This window comes from Rhodospirillum sp. A1_3_36, from assembly GCF_047263945.1.
Classification (GTDB): domain Bacteria; phylum Pseudomonadota; class Alphaproteobacteria; order Rhodospirillales; family Rhodospirillaceae; genus Rhodospirillum.
In genome coordinates this window covers 324496-339399 of the sequence record NZ_JBLAVB010000005.1, presented here as the reverse complement: position 1 = coordinate 339399, position 14904 = coordinate 324496, and the positions used below count along the sequence as shown (strand labels likewise).

The window sequence follows — 14904 nt, the reverse complement described above, 5'->3', positions numbered from 1 at the left end:
TGGGATCAAAGGGTCCGCGACCCTTTGCGGGTCTGGGCAGAGCCCAGAAACTGCGAAGCACAGGTTTCGGAAATATGTCCTCCCGTATTCCTGTCCCTCATAAAGGAACCCGGACGACAGGGACGTCGTCCGGGCCAAGGGGGAACACGCCCGCCGAGAGAGGCATTTTTTAAGCAAAAGCGGGTTTGTCCCAAGGACTGGAAAGGTCTCGGTCAGGCGGGTTCGCCGATGGTGAAGGTGATTGTCCCGACGGCGTCCACATGGCCGGTGATCACATCGCCGGGCTTCACGGGACCCACACCTGCGGGCGTGCCGGTGTAGATCAGATCGCCGGGCACCAGGTGATAGAAGCGGGACAGGTGGACGATGAGCTCTTGCGTGGAGTTGATCAGTTCCGACAGGTCGGCCTTCTGCTTGGACTCGCCGTTGACCTCCAGGGCGATCTCGCCAGTGGTGGGGTGCTTGCCGTCGACGACAGGCACGATGGGGGAGATCACGGCGGATTGCTCGAAATCCTTGCCCAGGTCCCAGGGGCGTTGCTTCTCACGGGCGCGCAGTTGCAGGTCGCGCCGCGTCATGTCCAGGCCGCAGGCGTAGCCGTAGACGCTGTCGAGCGCGGTCTCCAGGGGCGCCCGGTGGATCGGCTGGCCGATGGCGGCGACCAGTTCCATCTCATAATGGTAATTCTCGGTCTCCGGCGGATAGGGAACGGTCGAGCCCGAAGGGACGATGGCTGAGGCCGCCTTGGTGAAATAGAAGGGTTCTTCCTTGTCGACCTTCACGCCCATTTCTGCGGCATGGGCGGCGTAATTGCGGCCCACGCAGAAAATGCGGTTCACAGGGAAGAGGGCGCTGGAGCCCTCGATGGCGACGGTCACGACGTCGGGGGGGGGGAACAGGTAGGTGGACACGGTCTGGATCTCCTGGACAGGACGGGAGGTGGGAATAGGCGGGGGGCGGACCCCCGCGCCCTCGCATGGGTTCGATTAAAACTCTTCGTAGAAGCCGAGCTTGCGCTGCATGGGTGCGTCGTCGACGACGAAGAGGAAGGCCATTTTGGTCGAAGAATTGTTGCGGACCTGGATCTCGGCATGGGTGGGCACGGCCATGGTCGAGGACTCGCCCCAGCGCATCTCAACCCCGTCGATGACCGCATCTCCCTCGCCCTCGATCACATGCAGGACCTGGGAGGCGGAGCGTCGCTTCGGGGTATAGGTCTCGCCCTGGCGCAGGGCCAGGGCGGAGAAGCCGAGGATGGGCAGGCATTCACGGCCCGTTTCCGGGTTCACATAGGCCAGATGCAGGACATCGTTGGGGCCGGCATGGGCGGCCATGTCCATCAGCGCGGCCTTGACCTCGCGCCAGGGGTAGCGGCGCAGGGGGTAGTTGTCGACGGGCCGATCCAGGGCGGCATAGGGTTGCAGACCGGAGCGGCGGTAGGTGGCTTGGGAGCTGTCCGCCCGGTTGTTCCGGACCTGGCCCTCGCCCTCGATGCAATAGGAGGCCTCCACCGAATAGACCAGCGGCAGGTCGAGCGCATCCAGCCAGACCACCGGGCCGGAGCCCGTATGCCCATGTTCGTGCCACAGGCCCGAGGGGGTGAGGATCAGGTCGCCCTTTTCCATGGGCAAACGTTCCCCTTCCACCATGGTGAAGCCGCCCTCGCCCTCGACCACAAAGCGAATGGCACTGGGGGAATGGCGGTGGTTGGGCGCGGTTTCGCCCGGGTTGATGAGCTGGAGACCCAGATAGATGGTTGGCGTCGCCCGGGCCGTTGCGGGATCCAGGCTGGGGTTGGCCAGGATCAGCACCCGGCGCTCGGCCTTCTCAATCGGTGTCAGGTCGCCAGCCTGCATCAGCAGGGGGCGCACATCCTCGTAGCGCCAGAGCATGGGCTCGCAGGCCCGTGTCGGCTTGCCATAAGGCAGGAAGCTCCGCAGGGCGGGCCAGAGCGGGACCAGATTCAGGTCCGTTAGCGTGTTCCGGTAATCGAGGGGCAGTTCCTCGAGGGTGCCAAGTTGGTGGCTCATTGGACGGTCTCCCAAATGGTTCTTTGTTGGCTTTTCAGGATTTAACGGAACGCCGTCGTCAGCTCGGGCACGACGATCAGCAACAGGATGACGAAGGCGGTCAGGCCGATGAAGGGCAGCACCCGGCGGCTCAAGGGACCGATGCCGATGCCCGTCAGGGCCGAGGAGATATACAGGCCTGCCCCCACGGGCGGCGTCAGCAGGCCCAGGGTCAGGGTCAGGCAGGTCATGATACCGAAGTGCACCGGGTCGATGCCGTAGGTGGTCTGGGCGATGGGCAGCAGAATGGGCACCAGGATGATCAGGGCGGCGATGCCGTCCAGGATCATGCCGACGGCCATCAGGAAGACGAAGACCAGCAGCATGAAAACCGTGGGGTCGTCGGTCAGGGCCTGAAGGAAGCCCGCCGCTGCCTGGGGCACCTGATTGAAGGTCAGCACCCAGCCAAAGACCTTGGCTGCGGCGATCAGCAGGAGGACCGTTGCTGTCGTCCCCGCCGTGCGTCCCAGAATGGTGCCCGCCATGGACCACTTCAGCTCCCGGTGGATCACCCCGCCGATAACCAGGGTCAACAGGATGGCCACGGCGGCGGATTCCGTGGGTGTGACGATGCCGAAGGAAATGCCGCCGACGATGGCCCCAGGGATGGAGAGGGTCAGCAGGGCCTCGCCGGTGGCGGTCCAGAGGCTCGGCAGGACCTCCTTGGATTGGACATCCTTGCGGTAGCGTCGGGCGCCGATGGCCGTGGCGCCAGCGAGCAGGGAGAAGAGTAACAGACCCGGCAGGATGCCCCCCATGAACATGGAGCCAATGGAGACCTGACCGACCACGCCGTAGATGATGAAGACCATGGAGGGAGGAATGATCGGCCCCAATAGGCCCGCAGCGGCGGTCAGGCTGGCGGCGAAGGATTTGTCGTATCCGTCCTTCTCCATGGCCGGAACCATGACCCGGCTCATAATGGCGATCTGGGCCGTGGCCGATCCCATGATGGAGGAGAGCATCAGATTGGCCAGCAGCGACACATGGGCCAAGCTATTGGGGACCCAGCGCAGCCAGGCCCGGGCGGCATCGACGATCCGGCGGGTGATGCCGCCCTCGTTCATCAACTCACCGAGCAGGATGAACAGGGGAATGGCCAGAAGGTCGAAGATCTCCAACGAACTGAACAGCACCTGGGGCAGGCTGTCGAGCAATCGCCAAGCCCCGGAGGTCGCCGCGAAGACCAGCGTCGCGGCGATCAACACGAAGGCGATGGGCATCCCCAGCAGCAGGAGGAGGAGGAAAGCGGCTACGGTGAGCATTTAGTCCTCTCCTCCGGCGCGGACGGCCAGACGGGCGAGGGTGTGGAACAGCCCCGTGGCACAGAAAATGGGAATGATGGCGAAGAACGGCACCTTTGAGATGCCAAGGGTGATGGCCAGTTCGTAATCGACTGCCGGAGAGGTGATCCAGCCGATGGCATGGACCAGAATCACGGCCAGCATGACCGCCACCAACAGGTCCATGGCCGCCAGGGTCAGTATGCGCGACCGGCTGTCCAACATGTCCACCAGGATGGTCAGGCGGATCTGGGTGTTTTCGTGCAGGGATACGGAAATGGCCAGGAAGGCCATCCAGATCAGGATGTAGACGGCCATCTCCTCGGCGAAATAGAGGGGGCTGGAAAAGCCGTACCGCAGGGTCACATTGACGGCGAGCAGGGCGGTGAACACGACAATCAACGCCCGGCAGATCAACCGCTCCAGCCAGGCCAGACGGGCGCTGAGGGCACCAAGGGTTTGGGCAACGCCACGGGCGAGGGCAATCGCCATGGGACGGTCTCCCGACAAAAAAAGGGAATGGATGTCGATCAGTTAGTTGGGGTGGGGCGCCTGCGTCAGGACGCCGACGGCCCACCCTTAACCCCGGGCCGGGTTATTGCGCGGCCTTGGCGGCCTTGACCTGCTCTTGGAAAGCCTTGATCAGCGGGTCAGAGCCAAAGGCCTCGGCGAAGGCGGCGTTAGCCTCGGCAAAAACCGTTTCGGCGTTTTCCAGTTTGGTGACATCGATGGCGGCTTTCAGGGTTTCCAGGTTGGTCTTCTCCGCCTCGATCTGCATTTCCGTGGCCCATGCCAGGGTTTCGTCCATGGCTTCGGTCACCATGGCCTGCTTTTCGGGACCCAATGCGTCCCATTTGGCCTTACCCATCATGGCCACCGCAGGGAAGACCATGTGGTTGGTCAGGGTCAGGCCCTTGGCGACCTCCTGGAACTTCAGGCCGACCAGGGCGTCCAGGTCGATGTCCACGCCGTCGAGCAGACCGCTCTGCAAGGCCTGATAGATGTCGGGCAACTGGACCGGGGTGGGGACGGCGCCGGTGGCTTCCCACCAGACCTTCATGGCGGGGAAAGGCACGATGCGGATCTTCTGGCCCTTCAGGTCGTCAAGGCCGGAGACGGTGCCCTTGGTGGTCAGGATATGGCGCATGCCCGCGAAGGAATAGCCCAGGCCCTTGAGACCGAGCTTATCCAGGTTGGACAGCATCTCTTGGGCGGCGGGGGTCTTGGCGGCCATGGCGGCCTCTTCGACGGATCCCATCAGGAAGGGGGTGAACCAGCCCTGGATGGAGGGCTCACGCAGGGAGGTCAGGGCGCCGGTCATCAGGCCCATGTCGAGGATGCCCGCCTGCATCTGCTGGAACATCTCCGGTTCGGCCCCCAACTGGCCACCGGGGAAGACCACAACGGTCAGGTCGCCGCCGCTCTTTTCCTTGAGCAACTCGCCGAAGTGGTTGGCGGCCTTGGTCCAAACGTGGGGTGGCGGAGTGATCACGCCCAGTTTCAGTTCCTCGGCCCAGGACGGGGCGGAAAGGGTGGCCGTTGCCATCAAAGCAGTGGTGGCCAGGGCGATCTTCTGTGTCACGGACATCGGTTTCATACCTCCCATGGGGTTACGGATACGGAGCCTTTGGCCCTCGTAGAAATCGGGGCATTCGCCCTCGTGTCGTTTGTCTTCTGTCTCAGCCCACACTCAAAACGGACGCACCCCGGCCGGATTGGTGGATCCGGTCGGGGGGAAAGATGGTCAGACGGCGTCGGGTTGGGCGTCCGGATGGGCCGCCTGAAAGGCTTCCCTTTCGGCGCAGGTTGCGTCGAGCGCCGTGATTTTCGGATAGGCCGACAGGTCCACCTCGAACCGGCGGGCACTGTAGACCTGCGGGATCAGGTAGCATTCCACCAAACCCGGCCGGTCTCCGCAGGCAAAGGCTCCCTGGCCCACACCCTCGGGCAGCATTGTTTCCAGGGCCTTGAAACCGGCGTGGATCCAGGTGTTGGTCCAGACCGTGATGGCCTTTTCATCCGCACCGAACTGTTGGCGCAGGGCTCCCAGGATCCGCATATTGTTGATGGGGTGGATGTCGCAGCCAATGGCCGCAGCCATGGCCCGTACCCTTGCCCGATCTCCCAAGCTCTGGGGCAACAGGGGAGGCTCCGGATAGCGCTCTTCCAGGTATTCGATGATTGCCGGGGATTGGGTGAGCGTCCCGTTGTCGTCGCTTTCGTAAGCGGGAACCAAGCCCTGGGGATTGAGGGCCAAGTAGGTCTCGGCCTTGTGCTCACCCTTGCGCAGGTTAACCGGAAGGATCTCCGTGGGGAGACCCTTCAAGTTCAGCGCGATCCGCAGTCGATGGGAGGTTCCGCTGCGGAAAAAGCTATACAGCCGCGCCATGGGTTACTCCGCTGCCTGGGCCGCTGCGGACATCAGGCCGGTGCCGCCATAGAGCCAGTCGAGGCTGTGGTAGTAATCCTCAGGCTTTTTGGCGGCCATGACGCTGTTGCGGATCAGGCGCTCGACACCCTGGGCGTGGTACATCTTGCCCAACATGCGCGAGGACAGGACCACCCGATAGGCGCGGACGATGCGCTCGTCCTGGTACTGCTGGAAGGCCTTGTTCAGGTCGCCGCCGCAATGCTGGATCTTGTCCGACAGACAGACGGAGTCTTCCAGCGCCATGCAGGCGCCCTGGGCGAAATATTGATGGGTCGGATGGGCGGCGTCTCCCAATAGGGTGACATTGCCGTCGGTCCAGTTCTCGATGGGATCCCGGTCCCCCAGCACCCAGCGGCGCCATTCGGTGGGGATCTCCAGCACCTTGCGGACCCGGTCGCAGACATTGCCAAAGCGGGAGAGGATTTCTTCCCGCGTGCCGGGCTCGTTGCTGCCCACATTGGACACATCGGTCTGGAAGGTGGCGACCAAATTGAAGGTCTTCCATCCCTGGAGGGGATAATGGACCATGTGACACTTCGGCCCACCCCAGAGGGCCGCAGCATTCCAGCGCATATCCTCGGGCATTTGATCCAGTTGGAGCACAGCGCGGTAGGCCACATGGCCGGAGAGGCGCAGTTCGTCACCGCCGGTCAACTGCTGACGGATCATGGAGCGCACGCCATCGCAGCCGATGACCGCATCGCCCTCGTACACCTCGCCCGACTCGGTGGTCACCTTGGCGCCGTTCGCGGTGTTTTCGTAGGATACCACCCGCTGGTTGTTCACCAGGGTGATGTTTTCGTTGGCCTTGCAGGCGTCATGGAGAACCCCGTGCAGATCGGCCCGGTGGACCACGGCGTAGGGGTTGCCGAAACGACTGCGAAAGTCTTCGCCGACGGGCATGTCGGAGATGTGGTCGCCGCTGACGGCATCCATCAGAACCAACTTGTCAATGTAGACGGCCTTGGATCGGCCGGCTTCGCCCACGCCCAGATAATCCATGGCGTGGAAGGCGTTGGGCCCGATTTGGATGCCCGCACCGATTTCCCCGAAGGCCGAAGCCTGCTCCAGCACCGTGACCTGGCACCCGGCCTTGGCCAAGCCCATGGCTGCTGACAAACCGCCGATGCCGCCGCCGGCCACGACCATTTTGAAAGTGGTTTTGCTCATGGATGTTCTCCCTTTGTGACTGATCTCGCGCTTGTTCCGCGTTTCGATTTCCCTGATGGAAACAGATAGTAAGTATGCTGTCAATCAGTATGCGTCTTTTTTTTATAAACAGATCGGGCTAAGGAAGGGGCTCACCAGGAGTCCTGCGGCAAACCGCGCGACTCTTCCTTGCTTTCCACCCTTGGCCTGTCATGACCGAAAAACCCCTTACTCACGAAAGCATGCCCGGCTACCTGATTCGCCGGACTCATCAAATTTCCGTTGGCTTGTTCCACGAGGCCTGTGGCGAGATCGGGTTGACCCCTATCCAATTCGCCTTGCTGAGTGGTATCGAGGCCCGTCCGGGGTTGGACCAGATCCAGCTGTCACGTCTTGTCGGAGTCGACCGGGCGACCATTGGCAACGTGATTTCGCGACTGGAGGGCAGGGGGTACATCTTGCGGACGCCCGACGAGCGGGACCGCCGGGTCAAACGGCTGGCGCTGACCAAGGTGGGCGAGGGGGCGCTGGATGCGGCCCGTCCTCTGGTGAATGAGGTTCAGGACAAAATCCTGGAGCCCCTCAGTGCCGGGGAGAAAGAGGTCTTCGTGCGCCTATTGGGAAAACTGGTTTTGGAAAACGCAGAAGGCAGCCGCGTCCCCTCCGACCTGACCGCGGGTCAGGACTGAGAGGGCCAATTCGGAGGGAGCCGGGATCAGGCAACCGCGACGAGATGCAATTTGTCGGTAATGGCCTGTTTGGCGGCATCGACTTCCTGCGATAGGATGGGAAGCAGGGGGCCCATAGCCTCGCTGTCCCCTCCCTTGGCGTGGGTTTCCAAAGTTTCGGCAAGAAGGGCAATGCGGGCCAAGCCAAACTGTCTTGCCATCCCCTTGAGGGCGTGGCAGAGGCGGTTTGCGGTTTCCTGGTCATCGGTTTCTACGGCCAGGGTCAGCGGTCCGATGGGCTGGGTCAACCGCCCCTGAAGGGAGCGGAGGATGGCCGCGACTTTGTCACTGGAAACCCGGGTCGCCAGGGGCTCCATCCACCCGTGATCGAAGACGGGCTGGTTGGTCCAGTCGGGCGGCAGGCCTTGCGCTGCCTTTGATCCGGATGGGGGTGCGGTGGAAGAGGCGGGAGGGACGGACCTTCCGTCCTGAGGCAGGTCTACGGACGTCAGGGCCGCGAGTGTTGCGGCGAGCATGGTCCAGTTGATGGGCTTGGTCAGGAAGGCGTCGAATAACCCAGCCTCGTCTCCCAAGGTTTCTTTGGCGCTGACATTTGCGGTGAGCGCGACAATGGGCAGATGTCTGCGGGAGACCGCGTCGCCTTCCGTTGCGGCCTTCTGTTCCCGCTGTCGGATCAGACGCACGGCGTCGATGCCATCCATGACCGGCATTTGCATGTCCATGATGATGGCGTCGAACGGCTCGGCTTCCGCGGCCTCCACGGCCAGGGCACCATTTTCCACCAAGACAGGGCGGTGTCCCAAAGCGATCAGAGCTTCACCCAGAAGCAGGCGATTGGTCTCGTTATCCTCGGCAATCAGCAGGGAGAGCGAGGGGAGGGCGCCGAAGGAGGCGAGCCCCTCTGTCGGGCTTGGATCCAGGCTCTGAAAGGTGTCGCTGGCCAAGGGCATGGGCAGGGTGACGGTGAAGCGCGTTCCTTCGCCGGGTTGACTCTTGCAGGTGATGGTTCCCCCCATGGCCTCGCAGAGGCGGTGACTGATCACCAGTCCCAGGCCCGTGCCCCCATGGCGTCGGGTGGTGCTGTCGTCTGCCTGGGTGAAGGGAGTGAACAGGCGGTTCATCTGGGCGGGAGTCATGCCGATGCCCGTGTCCCAGACCTCGATTTGGATGGGGCTTTGGTTGCCGCTAGGGCCACTGGGGCCGGAGGGACCCACAGACAGGCTTACGCGCCCGGAATCGGTGAACTTCACGGCGTTGCCCACCAAATTAAGCAGTATTTGACGCAGTTTCGTGGGATCTCCTGCCCGTAAATCCAGCGGATGAAAGTCGACGGTCAGCTCCAACCCTTTCCGTTGAGCCTGGGGACGCAGGCTCTCCACCACCTCTGCGGCGATGGTCAGGGGGTCGTGGTTCAGGGTTTCCAGGGTCAGAGATCCGGCCTCGATCTTGGAGAAGTCCAGGATGTCGTTGACCAAGCCAAGCAAGGAGGTGCCAGAGTTTCGCAGCACCGTGAGCCAATGGTGCTGACGCTTGCCCGGGTTGGAGGCAAGAAGCATGTCCGCCATGCCCAGAATGCCGGTCAAAGGCGTTCGCAATTCGTGGCTGACGACGGCCAGGAAGTTGGACTTGGCGTGGTTGGCTTCCTCGGCTCTTTCCCGGGCTTCCCTTAGTTCGGCTTCGTGAAGGACTTGGGAGGTAATGTCCGTATGGGCGCCAACCATGCGTACAATGTTCCCCGTGGCATCCTTTTCATGGATGGCGCGACTATGGATATGGACCGTATGGCCGTCCCGGTGGCGGAAGCGTTGGATGATGTCGAAGGCAGGGGCTCGTCCAGCGTTGAAGTCTTCGACAAGGGTCAGGGCTGCGGCACGGTCCTCTGGGAAAATGACCCTCTCCCAGGCTTCAAAGGTATTGGGGAACTCATGGTCGGTGTAGCCCAATTGCTCTTTCCAGCGGGAGGAAAACCAGATTTTTCCAGTCCTGAAGTCCCAGTCCCAAATGCCGTCCCGCGCCGCCAGGGTGGCCAGGCGGAACCGTTCTTCGGACTTCGCCAGCGCGGCCAGGGTTGAGATATAGTCGTCCACCGCCTGGCCCAGTCGTTTGACCTCGTCCCGGTGAGGCCGGGGGGGGTGGAAGGCGGTCGCCTCGGGTGAAACAAGCGGTTTTGTCGGGGTGTTGGTTTGGGCCAGGGTCAATTTGTCCGTCATGGCGATGAGGGGCCGGGACAGGCGGAAGTGCAGGATGCCGATGGCCAGAACGGCCAGGATGACGTAACAACCCAAAAGAATGCACTGGATCGCCAAGGCGCGCCGGGCCTCGGTTACTTGGCTTTCGGCTCGGGCGAGGAGAAGATCTCCCACCTCAATCGACAAGCGGGAGATGGCTTGGATTGCGGGAACCGCTGCGGCGATGAAGGTCTTTTCGGAAAGCAGAGGCACTGTCGGGTCAGGGGCATTCTGTATGAACTCACTTCGAAGGGCTTGATAGTCACCCCAATACAGCCTGTCGATGTCTTGGATGGTCCCATTCAGTTCTGGAAAGGGTTCAGCAGAGCGTCGGACATCCCGCCAGATTTCGCCGATTGCACCTTGGGAATTGGCGTTGCGTTCCTCGGTTTGGCGGTCCGGTCGCCGGTTGTCGATCAGATCCCCGGCCAATTGCGCGGAATCCCGCCCGGCAGCCAACCGCATCCGGGCCGCTTCGGTGAGGAGGATCCAAAGGTTTCGTCCATCCCGGGAAATGTTTTCCTCCAGGTACCATGTGTCCCGAAGGGTATCGTCCAAGGTTTTCACCATGTCGGTCGCCAGGGACAGCCAGTTATCGGCCACATGGCCGTTCACCTGTTTCTCGCCCTTTGCCAGGGCGCGATCGACAATGGCCCGACGTTCTACAAACTTGTTCCACTTGATTTGGAGAAGAGCGTGGCTGTCGTTGACCGTGTCGAGGAGAAGGGTCTCGGCCATGGCGGCGTCGGCCTTGGCGCGCAGGGAGGTCAGTTTGTCCGTATCAGCTTTGGAGGTTCGCAGCATCGCGTTGGTCCACCCCCGTTCCTGGGCGATGGCTTGGGTGGCTTCGATGAGGATGCGGGCATGGTTGACACGGGAAATCAGAACGTGGGAGTTGGCCAAGTCGTCCCGTCGTTTCTGGATGTTGCCAATGGATATCAGGGACTGTGCCAAGGTTAGAAGAACCAGGGTCCCGATAAGAATTGCTTTTACACCCATGGTATTCAGGCCTCTCATTTCGCTTTGAGAAGCGGGGGCGCTTCTCGAAATGCTTCGACGGTTCTCAAAATGCGATGCAAATCGCGGGAAAACGGTCCAAAGGCTCCCTCTCCCGGGGGGAGTCAGTTCATTAGCCAGCTCTATCAAGTACCGTGCCAAGCATTCGGTCGAATGTCGGGGGGATCCTATCTGGCCCTTCTTCCGGTGGAAGAGCTTGAAACCGGAAGCCAGGGCAGTCATACCCAAAGGTCGGAGCCGAAAACCGGTCCGAATTCCGCGTTTTATCCGGATCCCCTTTCGGGTTGAACACGGGATTGGCGGATCGTCGTGCAAAGGGTGGCGCACCAATGTTTTCCATGTTCAATAAGCAATCCGGGTCGGGTAGGTCCAAGGACGAGGAAGCGCCTTCGCCAGATCCCCAGGGCGGGGACTCCTTCGATGGAGAGGATGGGGGATTAGAGGAACTGGATACCCAGCCCCTCGCCCCCTATCCCAGCATGGAGGATGTGCGGGAAGAGCATGACGCGGGACGGGCCTTCCGGGACGGGCGCTCGAGGGCTGCAGCCCCTCCCATGGTGCATACCGATGATTTGGATCTGCCTGAAGCGGATCCGTACAAACCCAGGGAATTGGAGGAGACGGATCCTTTCACCGCTCTGCCGGATAGGGATACCGTTGGCCATGTCGTCGGAGATGGTCGTCGCCGTGCCATCGGAGATGATCATCGCCGTCCCATCGGAGATGGTCATGGTCTTGCCATCGGAGAGGGTCATGAGGGAGACAATCCCTTCGGCAAGCTGTTTGAGGATATGGCCCGTAATCGGGATGAGGATGCGTTGGACCCCGTAGCCAGTGAGGACGAGCAGGACGCTGGGGCCGGGGAAGACGAGATGGTCTTTCGGGAAAGGGCTCCTTCTGGTCCGCTGGAGGATGAAACCGATTTAGGTGCTGCCTTCGGTTTTGTCGGGGAAGGCCCACCCCAGTCTAAGGATCCATTGAGGGACGAGCAGGCGTTTGACGGAACCTCCCCAAACGGTTTGGATTGGTTGGTTGGCGGAGATGTCTCTCCTGCGTCTTCACCGTTGGCTATGCCCAAGGAGGACGTCGAGGCGGTCCCGTCGTCTCGCGCTGCCCCGCGTGACGCCCCGCTGGAAGCGAGAAAAGCCGACAGTGTCGACGGTGCGTCGTCTCTTCCAGAGGAGGCCTTTCCTACGGAAGACTTTCCGTCCGAACAAGCCGGAGCTGGTAGGGAGACGGGTTTGGTTTCCCATAGGGTGCCCCGCCCAGGGGGAGCTGACGAGTCCGAACAGCAGCGAGGGCATGGTTCGGATCCAGGGCTTCCCGAGGACCCGGGGCTTCCCGAGGAGGCTCTCGTGGCCGCTGCCGTTGTCTCCGCAGAAGGTGGGAGAGAAAAGCTGGACCGGAAACCTGGGGATAAGCCGCCCCTTTCGTTGGATGCCGAACATCGCTCCTGGTTGGAAGACGCCGCCCGTCACATTAAGGATCTGGACGCCGGGGGACCGGACGGGTCCGGGGAGGCGGCTCGGTCTGGTGGTCCCCAGGCTTCAGATGACGGGGATGCCCAAGACGGTGTTGTTGTGAACGCCGGTGCGTCGGCACTGGAGGAATTGCGCGGCGCACTGGACAGTCCTGGTGAGGGGGCGAAGTTGACGGGGGATCTGGGGTCTCGACCGTCTCCTTTGAAGGCGCCGGATCGAGAGGCTTTTTCGGGGACGAAGGCGCCTGGGTCGGCCACCAGGGGAACCGACCGGCCCGGCGGTCACCTGGGTGAAACACGCCTTTCCGATGCCATGTCCCGGGTGCCGCCCGAAGCTCCCGGTTTTTGGCACCGGTTCGCCGTCGGAACCCGGTTGATGCTGATGATTGTACTGGGGATACTCGCCCTGGGGGTTTGGGGTGCTTTGACCCTGTTGGGCAACAGCGACTGGGAACGGGCCGAGGATCGCCTGACGCGGGTCAATAGGGCGGAAGCCCTGGTTCCCTTAGCTGTGGCAACGGCCCGGGGAGCAGCGGTCGCCCTGTCCGGCTCGGATCCCGCTCTTGCCCAGCCTCTGATAGCGGAAACCCGGCGCCAATTGATCGATCTGGCCGACCTGGGGCGGGCTTCGGAATTGCCCCAGGTGGAACGGGGCGGCGAGGCTCAGGCCGTTAGGGCAGAGAAGCTGGCCGGACGACTGGTCTCGGTTATTGACCAATGGAAGCGGGTGAATGGCCCGAACGGGGCGCTCTCGGATCTGCGTGCCGCCGATCGGGCGTTGGAAGACACCCTGGCTGATATGCCCTTCGGTGGGTCGCTCGCTGCCCAGGGGACCCGTTTGATAGCCTTGTCGCGCGCCTATCTGTTGGATGGGCAGGCATCGATCCTGGGGACACATGCTGGGGTCTTGGACCTGTTTCGGACCACCGTTGAAGCGGCAGTGATCACTGCCGCGACGCGGACAGATCTGATCAACCTCGCTGAAAGACAGGCCAAGGCTCTCACCAAAGTGGCCGAGGGACGGAGGGAGCTCGACACCCAGATCCAATCCCTGGGGCAGGACCTGAAGGGGTTGGCCGGTGACATCAGCACCTTGGGCGCGACCGTCGGCCCAGCGCGGTCGGCCCTGAGTGACCTTGCCAAGCAGGCCCGGGAAGACGCTCTGCGCCGATCCCTGATCCAGGGTGGCGCCATTGCCCTTGCCTATTTGCTTTTGGCCTGGGGGGTGGCACGAACGATCACCGGACCGTTGAACCGATTGGTCAACGCGGTTTCCGGCTTGGCCATCGACGCCGCGCCGGCCATCCTACCGGGGATGAAGCGGCGGGATCAATTTGGCGCCGTCGCTCGATCCGTCCAGGACTATCGGTTAACGGATGAGGAGCAGGCGGAATACCTGCGTCAGCAGTCCCAGGCGGCCAAGGCCTATCTGTCCGCAGTCCTCGACGGCGCACCGGAGGCCATGATCACCGTTGATGAACGGGGGACGATTGTTGGCTTTAATCCGGCAGCAGAGGACATGTTCGGGTACCCCTCGCCCCAGGCGGTGGGGCGGTCGGTGGCCAAGTTGATGCCGGGCGGGCGGGATGCGGATCCGGAAACCGGATCCCCCTGGTTCAACCCCCGGGACAAGGAAGAGCGCCACAACCCCGTGCGTCGGGTTCTGGCCGCCCGGGCCGATGGCAAGGCTTTCCAGGCGGAACTGACGGTCCTGGAAGCAAAGCGGGAAATCGGGGGGGTGCTGTTCGTTCTGTTCCTGCGTGACCTGTCGGACCTGGATGCCCGCGTCCGGGAAGTGGAGAAGGCCAAGGGGCTGGCCGATAAGGCCCGGGCCGCCCATGGGGAATTCCTGAACGTTCTGGCCAACGAATTGGCCTATCCAGTGAAAGGCTTGAATATCGCTCTCGGGCAGGAGCAGCCTGATCTGGAGCGGTCCGAGGTGTGTCTGACCCTCCTTAATGCCATCACCAATGACGTCAGGGGCTTCGCCAATTTGGAAGGCGGATTGGTGGATCTGAATTTCGCGCCGGTGAATATCCGTGTGGTCTGCGAGGCGGCGCGCACCACGATTGCCGATTTGGCCCGGGACTTCGGTCTGGAGCTGTCCCTGTCCATCGAGCCGGACGTGCCTGCCACCCTGTTCGGGGACGAGGCCCTGGTGGAAACGGTGGTGGCAAACCTGTTGGAATGCGCTGTGCAGTTCAATGCGATCGACCCCTCCCTCCATGCCTCCCAACCCGGGGCGGTGGTTTTGACGGCGCGTTTGGCCTCGCCCGGTGAAGCGGGATCCCGGTTGCGGTTCGAATTCGGTTGCGACCACAAGGCGGTTGTCCGCAATACCCTGGACGCCAAGGCTCGGGGGCGGGCGCCCCTGTCGCCGACAGCCCGTCTCCGCCTGGATGTGAGTGGCCAAAGGGGGCGGACGGGCATGGTCCTGTCCATCACCAAACGTCTCGTTCAGCTTATGCATGGTGAGGTGGGCATGGAAAGCTGGCCCGGACGGGGGACGGTCCTTTGGTTTGAATTGGATGGCTGACAAGGATCTGTGTGATTTTCGA

General features: G+C 62.4%; 10 protein-coding genes. 2 read left to right on the top strand and 8 right to left on the bottom strand.

Features of this window, described 5'->3' with window-relative positions; all coding sequences use genetic code 11:
• Positions 1-212 precede the first annotated feature (212 nt).
• From ACLIRY_RS14155 to ACLIRY_RS14125, 7 genes are all read right to left on the bottom strand, one after another.
• Positions 213-911 carry a fumarylacetoacetate hydrolase family protein gene (locus ACLIRY_RS14155; RefSeq protein WP_413206052.1) on the bottom strand — a complete coding sequence of 233 codons (699 nt, stop codon included), beginning with the start codon at positions 909-911 and terminating at the stop codon, positions 213-215.
• Positions 912-986: 75 nt separating this feature from the next.
• Positions 987-2030 (bottom strand): cupin domain-containing protein, encoded by a 1044-nt coding sequence (locus tag ACLIRY_RS14150; RefSeq protein ID WP_413206051.1) that lies wholly within the window; start codon positions 2028-2030, stop codon positions 987-989.
• Positions 2031-2071: 41 nt separating this feature from the next.
• Positions 2072-3334, bottom strand: coding sequence for a TRAP transporter large permease (locus tag ACLIRY_RS14145; protein ID WP_413206050.1), 1263 nt, complete (start codon positions 3332-3334; stop codon positions 2072-2074).
• Positions 3335-3844, bottom strand: coding sequence for a TRAP transporter small permease (locus tag ACLIRY_RS14140; protein ID WP_413206049.1), 510 nt, complete (start codon positions 3842-3844; stop codon positions 3335-3337).
• 103 nt (positions 3845-3947) lie between these two features.
• Positions 3948-4934, bottom strand: coding sequence for a TRAP transporter substrate-binding protein (locus tag ACLIRY_RS14135; RefSeq protein ID WP_413206048.1), 987 nt, complete (start codon positions 4932-4934; stop codon positions 3948-3950).
• A gap of 162 nt (positions 4935-5096) precedes the next feature.
• A complete protein-coding gene (maiA, locus tag ACLIRY_RS14130; protein ID WP_413206047.1) occupies positions 5097-5741 on the bottom strand; it encodes a maleylacetoacetate isomerase in 645 nt (214 codons plus the stop codon).
• A gap of 3 nt (positions 5742-5744) precedes the next feature.
• Positions 5745-6953 (bottom strand): 3-hydroxybenzoate 6-monooxygenase, encoded by a 1209-nt coding sequence (locus tag ACLIRY_RS14125; RefSeq protein WP_413206046.1) that lies wholly within the window; start codon positions 6951-6953, stop codon positions 5745-5747.
• A 221-nt stretch (positions 6954-7174) separates the two neighbouring features.
• On the opposite strand from ACLIRY_RS14125, the gene ACLIRY_RS14120 reads away from it, so the two are divergent.
• A complete protein-coding gene (locus tag ACLIRY_RS14120; RefSeq protein WP_413206045.1) occupies positions 7175-7621 on the top strand; it encodes a MarR family winged helix-turn-helix transcriptional regulator in 447 nt (148 codons plus the stop codon).
• Between the two features lie 26 nt (positions 7622-7647).
• On the opposite strand, the gene ACLIRY_RS14115 is transcribed toward ACLIRY_RS14120, so the two are convergent.
• Positions 7648-10848, bottom strand: a complete 3201-nt coding sequence (locus ACLIRY_RS14115; protein WP_413206044.1) for an ATP-binding protein — start codon at positions 10846-10848, stop codon at positions 7648-7650.
• Positions 10849-11204: 356 nt separating this feature from the next.
• On the opposite strand from ACLIRY_RS14115, the gene ACLIRY_RS14110 reads away from it, so the two are divergent.
• Positions 11205-14882, top strand: a complete 3678-nt coding sequence (locus ACLIRY_RS14110) for a PAS domain S-box protein (RefSeq protein ID WP_413206043.1) — start codon at positions 11205-11207, stop codon at positions 14880-14882.
• Positions 14883-14904: the final 22 nt, after the last annotated feature.

Bases quoted from the DNA above. Each gene is read 5' to 3' on its own strand.
- ACLIRY_RS14150 (WP_413206051.1), bottom strand. From the start codon at position 2,030: ATGAGCCACCAACTTGGCACCCTCGAGGAACTGCCCCTCGATTACCGG.
- ACLIRY_RS14145 (WP_413206050.1), bottom strand. From the start codon at position 3,334: ATGCTCACCGTAGCCGCTTTCCTCCTCCTCCTGCTGCTGGGGATGCCC.
- ACLIRY_RS14140 (WP_413206049.1), bottom strand. From the start codon at position 3,844: ATGGCGATTGCCCTCGCCCGTGGCGTTGCCCAAACCCTTGGTGCCCTC.
- maiA (WP_413206047.1), bottom strand. From the start codon at position 5,741: ATGGCGCGGCTGTATAGCTTTTTCCGCAGCGGAACCTCCCATCGACTG.
- ACLIRY_RS14125 (WP_413206046.1), bottom strand. From the start codon at position 6,953: ATGAGCAAAACCACTTTCAAAATGGTCGTGGCCGGCGGCGGCATCGGC.
- ACLIRY_RS14120 (WP_413206045.1), top strand. From the start codon at position 7,175: ATGCCCGGCTACCTGATTCGCCGGACTCATCAAATTTCCGTTGGCTTG.
- ACLIRY_RS14115 (WP_413206044.1), bottom strand. From the start codon at position 10,848: ATGGGTGTAAAAGCAATTCTTATCGGGACCCTGGTTCTTCTAACCTTG.
- ACLIRY_RS14110 (WP_413206043.1), top strand. From the start codon at position 11,205: ATGTTCAATAAGCAATCCGGGTCGGGTAGGTCCAAGGACGAGGAAGCG.